A 15,982-nucleotide genomic window follows, 5' to 3' on the forward strand; every position below is an offset into this window, starting at 1 on the left:
AGGTTTAAAACCTAATTACTACATTTAGTAAATATGCAAATGCAGTAATTAAGTTTCAGTTAGAAAAATCAAATCTCTTTTTTACTGTTTAAGTGGAGGGAATGAATTTCCAATTAAAAAAAATTAACATTCACCCGTTAAGTGTAAAGGTGTAAATAAACTCCGTCCGATAGCTTTAAAAGACTTTTCTAAGACATTTAATAGCCTAGCCACTGTTTAGCTAAAAAATACATTTCTAGCCCTTGCGTAATAAGTTCAGCTGTTATCTTTCATAATCGAATTTTTTTTGTTCTTAACATTCAGAATCTGGGGACAAATCTTTCTTTCTTTTTTTGCTTTATCCCGACTCCCACCTTTCTAATCACAATCATAAGCCAACAAAATCTTAATTCTTTTTCTGATGTGTCGGGCAAAGCCCTCCAAATAAGAAACATTAAGATTTATTGTCTTTTTTATGATTGTGAAAGGCGTGAAGAACTCGGGGGCAAATAAGAAAAATAAATCATTTTTTCTCTAAAATGCTAATTTTCAAAAAAGTTCTAATTGCACAGCTTTTTGCTGTTTTGTTATAGGTATAGGATAGCTTTCGTTATTAGTATATAAATACCAATAACCTTTTATATCTTTAAATTTTTCTTGGATTAATTCAAAGTTTTTATTAAATGAAAAAACTGGATTAAATAGGTAATATTTGTAAGTATTATCCTCTTTATTAGCTGCAGAAAAATAAAAGAAAATTTTTTTACCTTTTGCAAAAACTTTTGAAGCATCATATCTAGTCTTAATTTTATTCAATGTAGATAAATCCATTTTATTAACCTTTCTTTTTAGATACACAATGTAAATTATTAGCAAGAAGAAATAATCTGCTTTTCATAGAGTTAGAATAAGAACCTTTAAAACCAACTTTTAAAAGTCTTGTTTCAAATGCAGATAAAAACTTATTAACATCACGACAATTGTCAGAACAATAATCTTTAGTTCTACCTTTTTTTTGATTTTGATACGAAGCCCCACAAATAGGACAAATTAAATCAGTACCAAAACTATTTATATTTGATTCCATAATAAAAACCCTTATAAAGAATAAAAATCTTAATGAAGCACTATAAAAAGAATAATCAACCATAAAAAAAAAGAAATTAAATTAAATAAAATGTAAATTGTATTCTCTATAGTGCTTTACTAAAATTTCACTTACTCCCTTTGATATACCACAGTCCTACTTTTCAAAGGTCAGAATTATAAACCCGTCTTCGTTTGCGTGGCTACGGGCTAAGTTTTAAAAGAACAAGAAGTTAAAAACTTCTAAGAATCCACACAAAACAAAATAAAAAAAGTGTGGACTCATAGAAACTTTTTTTAATTAGTTTCTTTTATTCGGCTTTCAAAAAGAATTAGAAAAGCCCTTAAATCATAAGCTATCTTTTGTAATGAATCTTTTTCAAGGTCATTAATGTTTCCATCTTGAACAGCTTTTAAAAAACAATTAGCTAATTCCCCATTCGTTGCAGATATAGTTAAAAGTAATGTTTCCATATTTTGATAAATACCTTTTTCCATCATTTCAGCAGAATCAACACAAACAAAACCAAATTGATGACATAAAGAATCAAGAATCATTTTTTTATGAAAACAATCAAGGTGAGATAAAATAAGTTCTAAATCTGTAATTTTTAAATTTTTATCAGTATTGTTAGGATTTAAAAATTTAAGTGATTGACTTTCAGAATATGGAAGAAACTTAGAAAAATAACCTTTTTGGAATCCCATAGAATTACAAAATGAATTAATTGAATGACTAATAACATTCAATAATGTTGATTGAGAATATCTTTTTGAGTATAATTGATTAGATAGAGGGGTTTGAACTTGCATTTAAAAACCTTTCAATTTGTTTAATATAGTGAAATAATAACACTAAATGATTGATATGTCAAGAGGAGAGCAATCAAAATGTTTGATTTTAAAGAAATATTACAAAGATTAAAAGAAGAATCAAGTCTTAAACATGATAGAGAAATAGCCGATTTATTGGGAGTTGAACAACAAAATATAACAAATTGGAAAACAAGAAATTCTATTCCATACGATTTGATAATTTCATTATGTTTAGAGAAAGAAATCAATTTGATTTATATTTTAACTGGTAAAAAAAATAAAAATTCAGTAAAAATTGATAAAGAGTTATCAAAAACACAAAAAGAAATTTGTACAAAACTAAACAATTTAGACCCTATACAACAAAAAATTATATTAAATAAAATTGATGAAGAAATAATTAAAAATGAAGAAAAAGAGATAGAAATTTTAAAAAACAGTATTTTAAAATGTTTTGACAATATTAATTCTACTCATAGAATCATTTTAAAAGAATTTGAAAGAGATGAAGAAACTCTTAAAGCAGTTTATATAGATGATGATTGGAACTTAGATTTAAAAAACGAAACATATATAGAAGATAATAATAAAAGCTTTGTTGAACTTCTAAAAATGTTATTAGAAAATATAAAAGAGAATAAATGAAAAAATATTTTAAAGTATTAATTGGAATTTTAATAGTAAGTAGTTTAGCAGCAGAAACAAAAGAAACAGACCCCCAAAGATTTAAAAAATATTTTGAAGAACAGAAAGAAATAAAATTTAATAATCCAAAATTTTCAGAACCTTTTGCAAATGAATATTATGGAGCAATTTCTGAAAGATTATCAGCATGGATTCCAGTTGGTTCAGGACTGAAAGCAGTAATAAACATTTATATATATAGTGATGGAAAATTTGATTATGAAATTTTAAAAGAATCAACATCAAAAGAATTTAATGACAGTTTGAAAGCTTTTTTAGAAAAACAAAAAGATATTAAATATCCAGTCTATAACAATAGAAATATAAAAATAAATGTTGATTTTAAAAGCGAAGGTTAATTAAAAAAGTGTGCAGTTTTTGTGTATAAACTTTTATATTTTTTGTGTATTTTTGATAAAAGATATAAAAATTCATTTTGTAGAAAGTGCCTAAAATTGAGTGTTTGTGATAAAAACAAACAAAAACATATTAATGCGTAACTAATAATTTATTAAATAATATGTATTATGATGATTATAAATAAGGAGTTAAAATGTTTGCTGTATATAACAACGGAAGTGTAGGTTTTAGAAGCACAGCTGATAACTTATATAACTTAAAAAATGTAGAAGAATTACAAGAAACTAGATTAAAACCAGATGAAGGATTTATTCAAAACTTTTCAAATGAAGAGAAAGAACATCAAAAACAAGAGTTTTTAAATACATATAAAAAGATTGCAAATTTAGATACTTCTGAACCAGTTTATTATGCAAAAGATATAATGACTAAAAATGTTTTTTCTATGGACAATAATGTATCTATCGAAGAAGCTTATACTTTTTTAAAAGAAAATCAAATCACACAAATACCAATTACTGGTTTTGGTAAAAAAATCATTGGAATAATAAATAAAAAAATCATTTTAAATCTTATAATGGAAGATATTGAAAATGTAAAAAATATTTTAAATAGAAAAATAGAAGATATTTATTTACCTGAAATTATTACAGCTGCACCAATGGCTGATGTACGAAGTGTTGTAAAAGTTATGCTTGATTTTAAACTTGATGCTATTCCAATTGTTGATGAAAATGATATATTATTAGGAATTATCTCAAAAACTGATATTTTAAGAGCTGTTTCTCATTTACCAAAATTACAATTGTGGTCATAGAATAAAAATGAAATTTTTGTAAAATTTTAATATAACTTATATATAACTTTTGGATATACTTCCCAAAAAAATAGAAGAGTTTATATGGATTTTTTACAAGAAATAACCACTTTGTGGATTATTATTTTTATGATTACCGGTTTTATAGCAGGTTATATTGATTCTATTGCAGGTGGTGGTGGAATGATTCAAGTTCCTGTTTTACTTTATAGTGGTATTCCTCCTGTTTTTGTTTTAGCTACAAATAAGATGGCTTCTTTATTTGGTACTTTAATGGCAACAATCAAATATTTTTTAAGTAAAAAGATATCTTTAAAAGTTGTTGGAGTTGCTATTATTCCTTGTTTGTTAGCATCATATGTTGGAAGTAAACTTGTGATGTACATTCCTGATTATGTTATAAAATGGGCAATTTTAATTGCAATTCCAATTGCTTTAATTTTTTTACTAAAAAAGAGTAAAGATATAAGTGAAGAAAAAACAAAATTGACTAATAAAAATATTATATTAGCAACTGCACCAATTGGTTTTTATGATGGTATTTTAGGGCCAGGTACAGGAACTTATATGACAATATCTATGAAAAAGTTTTTACATTTGGATTATATTATTTCAACAGCTTCAACAAAACCTTTAAATTTAGCTACAAATGTAGGTTCGGCAATTGCCTTTGTAATGGCAGGAAAAGTATTATGGATGATTGCAATTCCAATGGCTATTTCAAATATGTTAGGTTCTTATATTGGAAGTCATTATGCAATAAAAGGTGGAGAGAGTTTTATAAAAAAAGTTTTGATTTTTGTATTGATTTTTATGTTAGTTGCAAATATTATAAAAATTACTTTATCATAATAGAGTAATTTTTATAATTCAATCCCATTATCTATGATGATTTTATTTCTTCCTTTATGTTTTGCTTCATAAAGTAATTCATCAGCTCTTTTTTTAGCATCTGTAAAAGTTTCATATTTATTTCTATAAGTAATTCCAGCAGAAAATTTTATTTTTATTTGTGAATCTTTATATAAAAAGTTTGCATTTTCAAGAGTTTTTTTAACTCTTTTTATATATCTTTGCACTTCAATCTCTTCTTGATAATTTACAAGTGCAACAAACTCTTCTCCACCATATCTTGCAATAATATCTTCTTTTCTAGTTAAATCTTTTAAAATCGCAGCAAAATTTTTTAGTACGCTATCTCCACAAGAGTGCCCAAATTGGTCATTAATTTCTTTGAAATGGTCTATATCATAAAAAACAATTGCATAGTTAGCATTAAAAATAGAGAATTTTTTCTCCATCTTTTCTACTTCTTTATGATAAGCTCTTCTATTTAGAATATTTGTCAAATAATCAACTTGATACTCTTCTTTTACTAATACAAGTTCTTTTTGTAACTCTTCTATTTGTCTATTTAATTGTTGGAATTTTTCTTTATTGTCTTCAATCATTTTATGATTTTCTTTCATAGAATGTTCGATATTATAAATAGTATCAATAAGTTTTTTTTCAACAATTTTTAATTCTCTAAAAGAAGAACTAGAAATATTTAAAGATAATAGTTCATCTTTTATTTTGATTATTTCTTCAGTTGAATTTTTTCCATCATTAAGTGTTTTATCAAAATATCTACTCATAAGAGAGGTCAATTTTACAACATCATCTGTTTTATCTTTTAAAACTTTTCTATCAGCATCAACTCTTTTTTTAGACAACTCTTTTAGTTTTTCTAGTGAATCATTTGAGATTATAGTTTTTGGATTTTTTATATTTTTTAAAATAAATTCTTCAATATCCTCTATAAAACTATAATCAATTGATGGTGTTAAAATATCACTTAGTGTTGCTACTAAATTTTTTAATTCATCAGTTGTAATTCTTTGAGATAAAATATTTGCTAATTCATTAAAAGATTCTATTTTTAAAGAGTTTTTTTCTTCTTGAGTTAAAGAGTTTTTTATTCTGTTAAATTCTTTGAATTCATCTAATTCAATATTGGCTTTTTCTGCTTGTTTTTTGAATTCTACAAAATAGTGTTCAGGTGTAGTTGAAATATTTTCATCTTTTAGTTGAAAAAGTGTATTTTTTGTTAACTCTTTAATATTTATCAAAGGATAATACCTTATTTTTTTTATTGTTAATGTTGGGTATTATATCAAGTATTTAATAATAACTAATATAAAAAAGGAAAAATTATGACAGCACAAGATAAAGAATTAGCTCAACTGCACGATAATATCGTTGAAGATGTTAAGTCATTAGTTGATAAATATATGTCTATAGTTGGATGGGATGTTCCTGAAAATAATGAAGAATCTGCAAAAAGTAAGATTTTATATATTATTAAAGATGCAATTGAAGAGATTGAAGAAAGTAGTATTGATTAGTATCAATTAAAAAAATATTTATCTTTCTTATAATTAGAGAAAAATTATAAGGCGGATATTATGAGTACAATTTCATCTTTTTTAACAGCAGACCACAGAGCTTGTGATGAGGAGTTTGCAAATTTAGAAAATGCAGTTGCTTCTTCAAATTGGGAAGAAGCAAAAGTAAAAATGGAAAAATTTGCTTCTGATTTGTTACATCATTTTGAAATGGAAGAAAAAGTTATGTTTCCTACTTTTGAAGAGGTAACAGGAATGAGGGAAGGTCCAACTATGATTATGACTATGGAACATAATCAAATGAGACAGTTATTAAACTCTTTGAAAGAGGATTTAGAAAAAAAAGATAAAAATCATTTTTTTGGTGTTAGTGAGAGTTTAATGATGTTAATGCAACAACATAATATGAAAGAGGAACAAATGCTTTATAGAATGGCAGATGCTCATTTAGGTGGTTTAGTTTCTCAAGTTCTTGATAATATGAAGGCAATATAAAAATGTTCAATCAAGGATTAAGCCTAGACCAAGCACCTCCTATTAGTGTTCCTTTTAGGTTTTTTTTAAGTGCTCCAATTTTTGGAGTACTTATCTCTTTGATTTTTTTATTTTCCCCTTTTTCACAAACTTCTAATCAATTTCATTATGTATCAATTGGTATTGTTCACCTTTTTACTTTGGGAATTTTATCAATGATAATTTTTGGTGCAATGCAACAAATGATGCCTGTTCTTGCAGGTGCAGTTATAAAAAAATCAAAGTTATTTGCAAATATTGTTCATAGTTCTTTAGTTTTGGGAACTTTGGGTTTGAGTTTTTCATTTATTTTTGAGCTTAAATGGTTGTTACATATTGGAGTTTTGTTTTTAGCTATTGCTTTTTTTACTTTTTTTATTGTTTCAATCAAACTTTTATTTAATGTAAAATATCTCACTTCTACAGTAAAAGCTATGAGATTATTTGCTTTAGCTGGTTTAATCACTTTTATTTTAGGATTATTTTTAGCAACTTCACATATAACATCAAACTTAAATGAAAAATATTTGGTTTTTGTAAATACACATATTTTATTTGGTTTATTGGGTTTTGCATTTTTACTTATTATGGGAGTTTCATTTCAAGTTATACCTATGTTTTATGTTGCACTTGATTTTCCAAAATTTATACAACATAAACTTCCAATTATTTTATTTATCACTCTTTTTATTTCATTTTTCTTTTTTTATTTTGAAATAAATTTTTTATTTTTGAAATTAATATTTGTAGTTATGATTTTAAGTTTTGCCTATTTTGCTTTAAAATCTTTAAACAATAGAAAACGTCCAGTTTTTGATGTAACTTTATGGTATTGGAAATTTTCTTTAATTTGTTTGATTATTTCTATGATTATTTGGATGTTTGATATTTTTGAATCAAATTATATATTAGCAATTATTTTTGCTTTTGGATTTTTATATTCACTTTTACAAGGAATGGTTTATAAAATAATTCCTTTTTTATCTTGGTTTCATTTGAACTCAAAAGGGTATTTCAAAATACCAACAATTAGAGAGTTTATAGAAGAAAAATATATAAAAGTGCATTTTTTTCTTCATTTTTTTTCTATACTATTTTTCCTTATCTCTTATTATGAAAATAAATTCGTTTATATAGCAGGAATTTTGTTTCTGTTTTCAAATATTTTGTTTTTAATAAACGCAATAGTTGCAATAAAAAAATATACAAATATATCAAAAACTGACCCAATGGATTTCTCTTCTTTTAAATAATATCACTTGTGTTATAATGTTGCCTTATTTTAAGGCACATTATAATTTAGGGAATGAAATGGCAAATCAAAACAATCAAATTTTAAAAAATACAAATGCACAAATATTAGATGAGTTTAATGCTTCAATAATGTTTGACAAAGAACTTTATGCACAAGATATAAAAGGTTCAATTGCTCACTCTCAAATGTTAGCAGAACAAGGAATTCTAACTAAGCAAGAACAAGAAGCAATCGAAACAGGACTTTTACAAGTTAAAAAAGAGATTGAAAATGGAGAGTTTAAATTCTCACTTGCTTATGAAGATATTCATATGGCAGTAGAAACAAGACTTACTGAAATTATTGGAGAACCAGGGAAAAGACTTCACACGGCACGTAGTAGAAATGACCAAGTTGCAACAGATTTTAGACTTTATGTACAAGATAAATCATTAAGTATAAAAGCTCAATTAAAAGAGTTAGTTGAGACTTTTGTAAATGTTGCAGGAAAATACACAACTACTTTAATTCCTGGAATGACTCACTTACAACATGCACAGCCACTTAATTTTGGTTACCATTTATTAGCCTATGCAAATATGTTTAAAAGAGATTACGAAAGATTTGAAAGTTCGTATGAGAGAAATAATTATTGTCCTTTAGGAAGTGCTGCATTAGCTGGAACACCACATAATATTAATAGAGAATCAAGTTCACAAAAATTAGGATTTATAGCTCCAACTTCTCATGCTATGGATACAGTTTCTGATAGAGATTTTGCATTAGAAATTTTATTTAATATCTCAACAACTATGATGCATATTAGTAGAATTTCAGAAGAGTTAATCTTATGGTCTTCTTATGAGTTCCAATTTGTAAGAATGAGTGATGAGTATGCAACTACAAGTTCTATTATGCCTCAAAAGAAAAATCCTGATGTTCCTGAACTTTTAAGAGGAAAAACAGGTCGAGTTTATGGGAATCTTATTTCACTTTTAACAGTAATGAAAGGTTTACCACTAGCTTATAACAAAGATACACAAGAGGATAAAGAGGGAGTTTTTGATTCAGTTAAAACAGTTGAAATCTCAATCTCTATTTTAAATGAAGTGATTAAAACTATGATTGTAAATGTAGATAAAATGCAAAATGCTTGTAAAATAGGGCATTTAACTGCAACAGATTTAGCTGATTATTTAGTTCAAAAACAAAATATGCCATTTAGAACAGCTTATTATATTACAAAAGATGTAGTTGCTTTAGCAAATAGTTTAAATAAAGATATTAGTGAATTAAATATAGATGAAATTAGAAGTGCAAATGATGAACTAAAAAATGTTAGTAAAGAGATAGTTATGTATTTAGATTTAAGAAATTCAATGAATGCAAGAAATTCATTTGGTGGAACATCATCAATACAAACAGAAAATCAAATAAAATATTTTGAAGAGTGGTTGGAAAATAGATAAAAATAAGATGAGTTTAACTCATCTTATTAAAAAAGAGATTATCTTAATAAAAGTTTTTTTGTTAGTTTAAATAGACTTGAAATATCAGTTTTTCCAACAAATCCATCAACACCAACTTGGTTCATTTTTCCTCTTACCGCATCTGTTGTCATTGAAGAGTTTACAATAATTGGAACATGTGCTAAGTTTTTATTATTTTTTATAAATGCAGCAACTTGATATCCATCAGTTCCAGGCATTTCAATATCTGTAATTACTAATCCGATTTTTTCTGGATTTAATTCTTCTAATCTTTTTACTAGTAAAGTTCCATTTGCATAAATCTCATAATCAAGACCTGTTTCTTCAAAGAATGAGCTTAAAACTTCTCTTGCAACTCCTGAATCTTCAGCAGCTAAAATAAGTTTATCAGAATGTAATTTCTCATCTACATATTTTCTTATTTCATCTGAACCATCATCAGTCCATTTAATATCTCTTAAAAGTTGTTCAGCATTAAATACTGTACATAATTCATCTTTATTATTAACTTTTACATAAGTTGTGTATGTGATTTTTGAGTTAGTCTCTTCTGTATGTCTTAATTCTTGAGTTGTTTTTTCAACTATATCAAGCATGTCTTTAACTAAAAAACCAATTTTTTTGTGATTAAATTCACAAAAAATAATAAGTTTATAATCTTTAACTTCTAAAGCAGGTAAACCAAGCCAAGCATCAAGATTTATTAAAGTTACAGGTTCCCCCCTAATTGTTGCAATACCTGCAATAATATTAGTATCTTTTGGTGTATCATTAATTGCAACTTCTTCAGTAATTATAAAAGCTTTAACTTTTGCTATATTAATTGCGTAAATATTATTATGACCAGTGTAAAATACTGCTAATTGTTGAACATTTCTTAAATGCCCTTGCGTCATTTGCTCTACACTACCGCTAATACCGCTCATGTGAATCCTTTTTCATGTAAGTTAATTATTATATATCTTTTAAACTTTGAGTAACTTTAAGTTATTTTTGCATCTTTTTTAACAGTTTTTGTATCGTTACAGACGCCATCATTAGGCCAAATGAACCAGTAACTCCTTCAAAGCTACCTTTTTCTATACAGTTTGGATTTTCTGATGAAAAAATTACTTTAAATTTTTTCTTAAATCCTTGTTTTTTAAGCTCTTCTCTAACTTTTTTTATAAAAGGGTCATTGTAAGTGTCCCAAATAGAAATATATTCTATTTTACTTGGATCAATTCTTTTTGCTCCACCACTTGTACTAATTACTTTTGTAAAATATTTTTTAATAAGATGAACTTTTGGTTTTATATCATCAATCGCGTCTAAAATATAATCATAAGATGAAAAATCAAAATTATCTATCCATTCAGGTGTGATTTTAATATGAATAGGTGTAACTTCTGGATATTTTTCTTTTAAAGCTTCAACTTTAACTCGTCCAATATTTCCATGACTTCCCATTTGTCTATTCATATTTGATTCTTCATAAGTATCAAAATCTACAATAGTTATATTTGTAATTCCAGTGTTATAAAGTGCATCTAGTGCAAAACTTCCAACACCACCAACTCCTAAAAGTATTAGTTTAGCATTTTTGAAATTTTCAAATGCATCATCACCAAATAACTTTTTTGTTCTATCATATTTCATCTAAACTTCTCTTTTACTATTTTTAGGTATTATATCATAAATAAATTTATTGGAGATGTTGATGGATAAAGAACCAATGACACTAGCTGGTTACAACAAAGTTACAGGAGATTTAGAGTTTTTGAAAAAAACAGAAAGACCTGAAACTGTAATTGCATTGGATGAAGCTAGACAATTAGGAGATTTAAAAGAGAATGCTGAATATCACTCTGCAAAAGATAAATTAGCATTAATCGACTCACAAATTGCAGAATTAAACGCAGTTATTTCTAAAGCAGTGATTATCGATCCTTCAACTCTTCCACATAATAAAGTAAGTTTTGGTTCAACAGTAAGTTTAGTTGATACAAATACAGATGAAGAATTTACTTATACAATAGTTGGTGGAGTTGAATCAAATGCAGATAAAGGATTAATTTCTTTTAATTCGCCACTTGCAAAACAACTTATGGGAAAAGAAGAGGGTGATGAAGTAACTGCAACACTTCCTGGTGGTGTTAAAACTTTTGAAGTTTTAAATGTGTGTTACAAGGAAATAGAGTTACAATGAATGTAGCTGAAATAGCGAAAAAAATTACTACAAAAACAAAAATAGCTTATGAATCTTAATATTAAAGAGGGAGCTATTTTTGTAGCTGACTCTCATTTTAATGAAAAAAATAGAGAATTCTTACAATTTCTAAAAAAAATAGAAAATCAAGAGATACAAACTTCCCAACTCTTTTTAATGGGTGATATTATAGATTTCATTTCAAGTGAATGTAAATTTTTTATAAAACAAAATAGTGAAGTAATAACTCTTTTGAACAAGTTATCAAAAAATATGCAGATAGTTTATTTAGAAGGAAACCACGATTATAATCTACAAGAACTTTTTTCTAATATAAAAATTGTAAAAAGAGAAAATCAACCACTTATTGGAAAATTTGAAGATAAAACCATAAGTTTAGCACATGGAGATAATTTTATAAATTGGAAATATGACCTTTTTTGTAAAGTTGTTAGAAATAGATTCTTTTTGAAATTTATGAATTTTATTGATATAAATTTTTACATTTCAAAAAAAATAAATAATGCACTATTAGGAAAAAATATTTGTCACAAAATGATAAATTTTGAAGAAATAGTTTTTAAAAGATTAAAAAATTATCACACAAATATTGTGATTGAAGGGCATTATCATCAAGGTGGAAATTATACTTTTGATAATAAAAAATATATAAATATTCCATCTTTATGTTGTCAAAAGAAATATACAAGAGTTAAAAATTCTAATTTTGAAGAGGTAGATTTATGCATTTTGCCATAATTGGTATAATAATTGTTGCAATTTTATTATTGATAGTTTTGATATATCTATTAATGGATGACAAAAAAAATATAGAAAAACCAAATATAAAAGTAAACACTCCTTCTTTAAAAATTATAAAATTAAATGAAATGAGATTTCCAAAAAATATAGAAAGTATGAATATAAATGCTTTATCACAAGCTTGTAGAGTGATATTAGATTCGTATAGAGCTTTAGATTATGCAAATAAACTTCCAAGTGCAATGGATAAAATAGAGTGGCATACTTGGCAAGTCTCTTTGCTTTTATATTTTTTGAAAACAAAAAATAGATTATCAATTTATAATAGTGATAGATTTTTCCATATAACTATTTTAGAATTAAATGAAGAACATAGAAACCGTGATATACAAAGAATTTTAAATAAATATTGGAATAATGCAAATATAGAAAAAGATAGAGATACTTTAAGTAGAGATGTTATTTGGACAGCAAGAGATGTATCTATTATTTTATATGAAATTTTGAAAGAGAAATAAGGAGTTTATCATCGCAAAGTTTAAAGTAGTAAGTGATTATGAACCAAGTGGAGACCAACCAAAAGCAATAAAGGCTTTAAGTGAAAGTATAGAAGCTGGAAATCAATACAACACGCTTTTAGGAGTAACTGGAAGTGGTAAAACTTATACAATAGCTAAAGTTATTGAAAAAGTTCAAAAACCAACTCTTATTATGACTCACAATAAAACTTTAGCAGCTCAGTTATACTCAGAGTTTCGACAGTTCTTTCCAAATAATCATGTTGAATATTTTATCTCTTATTATGATTATTATCAACCTGAAGCTTATATTCCTAGAAGTGATTTATTTATTGAAAAAGACTCATCAATCAATGAAGAGTTAGAAAGATTAAGACTTAGTGCAACAGCTTCACTTTTATCTTTTGATGATGTTATTGTAATAGCTTCTGTTTCAGCTAATTATGGTTTAGGAAATCCTGCTGAATATAAAGCTATGGTTCAAAGAGTTGAAGTTGGGTTTGAATATTCACAAAAAGAGTTTTTATTAAAACTTGTAGAAATGGGATATAAAAGAAACGATAAATTTTTTGATAGGGCAGATTTTAGAGTAAATGGTGATGTTATAGATATTTTTCCTGCTTACTTTGAAGATGAGTTTATTCGGGTTGAGTTTTTTGGTGATGAGGTTGAATCAATTTCAAAACATGAGTATATTACAAATAATAGAGTAAAAGATTTACAAGAAGTAATTATCTATTCTGTTAATCCTTTCGTTGTTTCAAATGATAAACTTGCAAATGCTGTAAAAGAGATTGAAGAAGAGTTAGATGAAAGACTTGAATATTTTCAAAATGAAAATAAGTTAGTTGAATATCAAAGACTAAAACAAAGAGTTGAGTTTGATTTGGAGATGATTGAAGGAACTGGAATGTGCAAAGGGATTGAAAACTATGCACGACATTTAACAGGTCAAAAGCCAGGGGAAACTCCTTATTCTTTACTTGATTATTTTGAACAAATGGGAAAAGATTTTTTACTTGTAGTTGATGAATCTCATGTTTCACTTTCTCAATTTAGAGGAATGCATGCAGCTGATAGAAGTAGAAAAGAAGTTTTAGTTGAGTATGGATTTAGACTTCCTTCTGCACTTGATAACAGACCTCTAAAATTTGATGAATTTATAAGAAAAGCACCACATTATGTATTTGTAAGTGCAACTCCAAATGAACTTGAACTTGAAATGAGTTCAGTTGTAGCAGAACAAATAATTCGACCAACGGGACTTCTTGACCCTGTTATTGAAATAATAGATAGTGAATATCAAGTTGAAAGATTACACGATGAAATCAAAAAAACGATTGCAAAAGATGAAAGAGTTTTAGTTACAGTTTTAACTAAAAAAATGGCAGAAGAACTTGCAAGTTATTACGCAGATTTAGGAATAAAAGTAAAATATATGCATAGTGAAATTGATGCAATCGAAAGAAATCAAATAATAAGAGAACTTAGACTTGGAACTTTTGATGTTTTAATTGGAATTAACCTTTTAAGAGAAGGTTTGGATATTCCTGAAACTTCACTTGTAGCAATTCTTGATGCAGATAAAGAAGGATTTTTAAGAAGTAAAACTTCACTTATTCAAACAATCGGAAGAGCTGCTAGAAATGAAAATGGAAGAGTTATTTTATTTGCCAAAAAAATCACAGCTTCAATGCAATTTGCCATAGATGAAACAAATAGAAGAAGAAAAATCCAAGAAGAACACAATATCAAAAACAATATAACTCCAAAATCTACAAAAAGAAAATTAGATGAAAATCTAAAACTTGAAGAGTATGATGATGTAGCATGGAAAAAACAAAAACTAGAAAAAATGCCAGCAGCTGAGCGAAAAAAAATCTTAATTGAGCTAAATAATAAAATGAAAAAAGCAGCACAAGATTTAAACTTTGAAGAGGCTATTAGATTAAGAGATGAGATAGCTAAAATAAAAGAGATATAAGATGAAAAAAGCAACAAAACAAGATATTGAAATAATAAAACAAGCATTTATTGAAAAATATAGTGATGCAGTTACAGAGCTAAATTATAGAAATGATTATGAATTATTAATAGCTATTATTTTATCTGCTCAATGTACAGATAAAAGGGTAAATATTATAACTCCAGCTCTTTTTGAAAAATATCCAAGTGTAAGGGAATTAGCAGTTGCTGAGCTTAAAGATGTAAAAGAGTTATTAAAATCTTGTTCATTTTTTAATAATAAGGCAAAAAATATTATAAAAATGGCTCAAAGTGTTTTGATGAATTATGATGGTGAAATTCCACATGACCAGAAAAAGCTTATGAAACTTGCAGGTGTTGGAAATAAAACTGCAAATGTATTTATGATTGAGTTTGAAGGTGCAAATCTTATGGCTGTTGATACTCATGTTTTTAGAGTTTCTCATAGACTGGGACTTAGTGATGGAAAAACAGTTGATATAACAGAGGCTGATTTAGTAAAAAAACTAAAAGGGCATGATTTACATATTTTTCATCAAGCAATGGTTTTATTTGGAAGATATATTTGTAAAGCTGTAAAACCTGAGTGTGAAAATTGTTTATTTCCTCAGGTTTGTAAAAGTAAAAGTAGTTTTAAACCAGCATAAGAAGAGTCTATTTTTCTATACACTCTTCTTTTAAATCCAAGAAATTTTTAAATACAAAGTTATTTTGTATTTTATTGATTTCAACTTCATTTGCTGTACATAAAAACTCTTTATTATCTTTTTTTACAAGATATGTAAATTTATAAATAAACTTATCTTTTGAACTAACAACTTTGTTATTTAAAAGTTCAGATTCTAATCCTTCAATTAAAACATTTTTTTCTTTTTCATATTTCTCTTTAAACATTTTTGGGAAAAAGTTTTCTTGAGATTTTTCATACCAAATATAAGCTATTGTTGAAATAATAATTATTAATAAAAGGATTATAAACTCTTTTTTTTCAAATCTATCGTTTACTTTATAGAGTATCAGTGTAATAAGTATAATTAAAATTGCTATGGCTATAATTATTTGCATTTTATTCCTTTTTATTTATTTTTATTTATTTTTATTTATTTTTATTATATCCTAGCTTAGCAAAAAGCTTTTTTTAAATACCTTTAATTGAGAAAAA

At 26.1% G+C, this 15,982-nt stretch carries 20 protein-coding genes; 13 read left to right on the plus strand and 7 right to left on the minus strand.

The annotated features are described in order from the left end of the window. Positions 1-528: 528 nt before the first annotated feature. The 3 genes from AELL_RS03955 to AELL_RS03965 all read right to left on the minus strand — a co-directional run bounded on the left by AELL_RS03955 (position 529) and on the right by AELL_RS03965 (position 1,878). Positions 529-810 (minus strand): hypothetical protein, encoded by a 282-nt coding sequence (locus AELL_RS03955; RefSeq protein WP_118916700.1) that lies wholly within the window; start codon positions 808-810, stop codon positions 529-531. 4 nt (positions 811-814) lie between these two features. Beyond that, positions 815-1,066, minus strand: coding sequence for a DNA gyrase inhibitor YacG (locus AELL_RS03960; RefSeq protein ID WP_118916701.1), 252 nt, complete (start codon positions 1,064-1,066; stop codon positions 815-817). Positions 1,067-1,362: 296 nt separating this feature from the next. Further along, on the minus strand, positions 1,363-1,878 hold the full coding sequence (locus AELL_RS03965; RefSeq protein WP_118916702.1) for a phage regulatory CII family protein: 516 nt from the start codon (positions 1,876-1,878) through the stop codon (positions 1,363-1,365). A 78-nt stretch (positions 1,879-1,956) separates the two neighbouring features. On the opposite strand from AELL_RS03965, the gene AELL_RS03970 reads away from it, so the two are divergent. The 4 genes from AELL_RS03970 (at position 1,957) to AELL_RS03985 (ending at position 4,594) form a co-directional block, all read left to right on the plus strand. After that, positions 1,957-2,526, plus strand: coding sequence for a helix-turn-helix domain-containing protein (locus tag AELL_RS03970; protein WP_118916703.1), 570 nt, complete (start codon positions 1,957-1,959; stop codon positions 2,524-2,526). Continuing rightward, positions 2,523-2,924, plus strand: a complete 402-nt coding sequence (locus AELL_RS03975) for a TonB C-terminal domain-containing protein (RefSeq protein WP_118916704.1) — start codon at positions 2,523-2,525, stop codon at positions 2,922-2,924. The genes AELL_RS03970 and AELL_RS03975 overlap by 4 nt, the downstream gene beginning before the upstream one ends. A gap of 194 nt (positions 2,925-3,118) precedes the next feature. Further along, positions 3,119-3,742 (plus strand): CBS domain-containing protein, encoded by a 624-nt coding sequence (locus tag AELL_RS03980; protein WP_118916705.1) that lies wholly within the window; start codon positions 3,119-3,121, stop codon positions 3,740-3,742. 84 nt (positions 3,743-3,826) lie between these two features. Next, complete coding sequence (locus tag AELL_RS03985) at positions 3,827-4,594, plus strand: sulfite exporter TauE/SafE family protein (protein ID WP_118916706.1); 768 nt, start codon at positions 3,827-3,829, stop codon at positions 4,592-4,594. Positions 4,595-4,605: 11 nt separating this feature from the next. Here the strand turns inward: AELL_RS03985 and AELL_RS03990 are convergent, their stop codons facing one another. Continuing rightward, a complete protein-coding gene (locus AELL_RS03990) occupies positions 4,606-5,853 on the minus strand; it encodes a GGDEF domain-containing protein (RefSeq protein ID WP_118916707.1) in 1,248 nt (415 codons plus the stop codon). 84 nt (positions 5,854-5,937) lie between these two features. On the opposite strand from AELL_RS03990, the gene AELL_RS03995 reads away from it, so the two are divergent. The 4 genes from AELL_RS03995 to argH are packed head-to-tail and all read left to right on the plus strand — an operon-like array spanning position 5,938 to position 9,345. Then, positions 5,938-6,129, plus strand: coding sequence for a hypothetical protein (locus AELL_RS03995; protein ID WP_118916708.1), 192 nt, complete (start codon positions 5,938-5,940; stop codon positions 6,127-6,129). A 60-nt stretch (positions 6,130-6,189) separates the two neighbouring features. Beyond that, positions 6,190-6,624 (plus strand): hemerythrin domain-containing protein, encoded by a 435-nt coding sequence (locus tag AELL_RS04000; RefSeq protein WP_118916709.1) that lies wholly within the window; start codon positions 6,190-6,192, stop codon positions 6,622-6,624. A gap of 2 nt (positions 6,625-6,626) precedes the next feature. Continuing rightward, entirely contained in the window at positions 6,627-7,895 is a 1,269-nt protein-coding gene (locus AELL_RS04005; RefSeq protein ID WP_118916710.1) for a hypothetical protein, read from the plus strand. A 58-nt stretch (positions 7,896-7,953) separates the two neighbouring features. Next, positions 7,954-9,345, plus strand: coding sequence for an argininosuccinate lyase (argH, locus tag AELL_RS04010; protein ID WP_118916711.1), 1,392 nt, complete (start codon positions 7,954-7,956; stop codon positions 9,343-9,345). A gap of 38 nt (positions 9,346-9,383) precedes the next feature. Here argH and AELL_RS04015 read toward each other — a convergent pair whose 3' ends face one another. Both AELL_RS04015 and AELL_RS04020 read right to left on the minus strand, forming a co-directional pair. Further along, entirely contained in the window at positions 9,384-10,292 is a 909-nt protein-coding gene (locus tag AELL_RS04015; protein ID WP_118916712.1) for a chemotaxis protein CheV, read from the minus strand. Positions 10,293-10,353: 61 nt separating this feature from the next. Then, complete coding sequence (locus AELL_RS04020) at positions 10,354-11,004, minus strand: tRNA threonylcarbamoyladenosine dehydratase (protein WP_118916713.1); 651 nt, start codon at positions 11,002-11,004, stop codon at positions 10,354-10,356. A gap of 61 nt (positions 11,005-11,065) precedes the next feature. Here AELL_RS04020 and greA point away from each other — a divergent pair, with 61 nt between their 5' ends. Genes greA through nth form a run of 5 tightly spaced genes read left to right on the plus strand, consistent with a single transcriptional unit; the run spans position 11,066 to position 15,467 of the window. After that, a complete protein-coding gene (gene greA / locus AELL_RS04025; RefSeq protein ID WP_118916714.1) occupies positions 11,066-11,554 on the plus strand; it encodes a transcription elongation factor GreA in 489 nt (162 codons plus the stop codon). A 48-nt stretch (positions 11,555-11,602) separates the two neighbouring features. Beyond that, positions 11,603-12,313 carry a metallophosphoesterase gene (locus AELL_RS04030; RefSeq protein WP_118916715.1) on the plus strand — a complete coding sequence of 237 codons (711 nt, stop codon included), beginning with the start codon at positions 11,603-11,605 and terminating at the stop codon, positions 12,311-12,313. After that, a complete protein-coding gene (locus tag AELL_RS04035; protein WP_118916716.1) occupies positions 12,298-12,834 on the plus strand; it encodes a hypothetical protein in 537 nt (178 codons plus the stop codon). The genes AELL_RS04030 and AELL_RS04035 overlap by 16 nt, the downstream gene beginning before the upstream one ends. A gap of 10 nt (positions 12,835-12,844) precedes the next feature. After that, the gene (uvrB, locus tag AELL_RS04040) at positions 12,845-14,818 is read left to right on the plus strand and encodes an excinuclease ABC subunit UvrB (protein WP_118916717.1); all 1,974 of its coding nucleotides are present in this window, start codon (positions 12,845-12,847) and stop codon (positions 14,816-14,818) included. 1 nt (position 14,819) lies between these two features. After that, positions 14,820-15,467, plus strand: coding sequence for an endonuclease III (gene nth / locus AELL_RS04045; protein WP_118916718.1), 648 nt, complete (start codon positions 14,820-14,822; stop codon positions 15,465-15,467). 7 nt (positions 15,468-15,474) lie between these two features. Here the strand turns inward: nth and AELL_RS04050 are convergent, their stop codons facing one another. Further along, positions 15,475-15,885 carry a hypothetical protein gene (locus tag AELL_RS04050; protein WP_118916719.1) on the minus strand — a complete coding sequence of 137 codons (411 nt, stop codon included), beginning with the start codon at positions 15,883-15,885 and terminating at the stop codon, positions 15,475-15,477. Positions 15,886-15,982: the final 97 nt, after the last annotated feature.

This window comes from Arcobacter ellisii, assembly GCF_003544915.1.
Lineage (GTDB): Bacteria > Campylobacterota > Campylobacteria > Campylobacterales > Arcobacteraceae > Aliarcobacter > Aliarcobacter ellisii.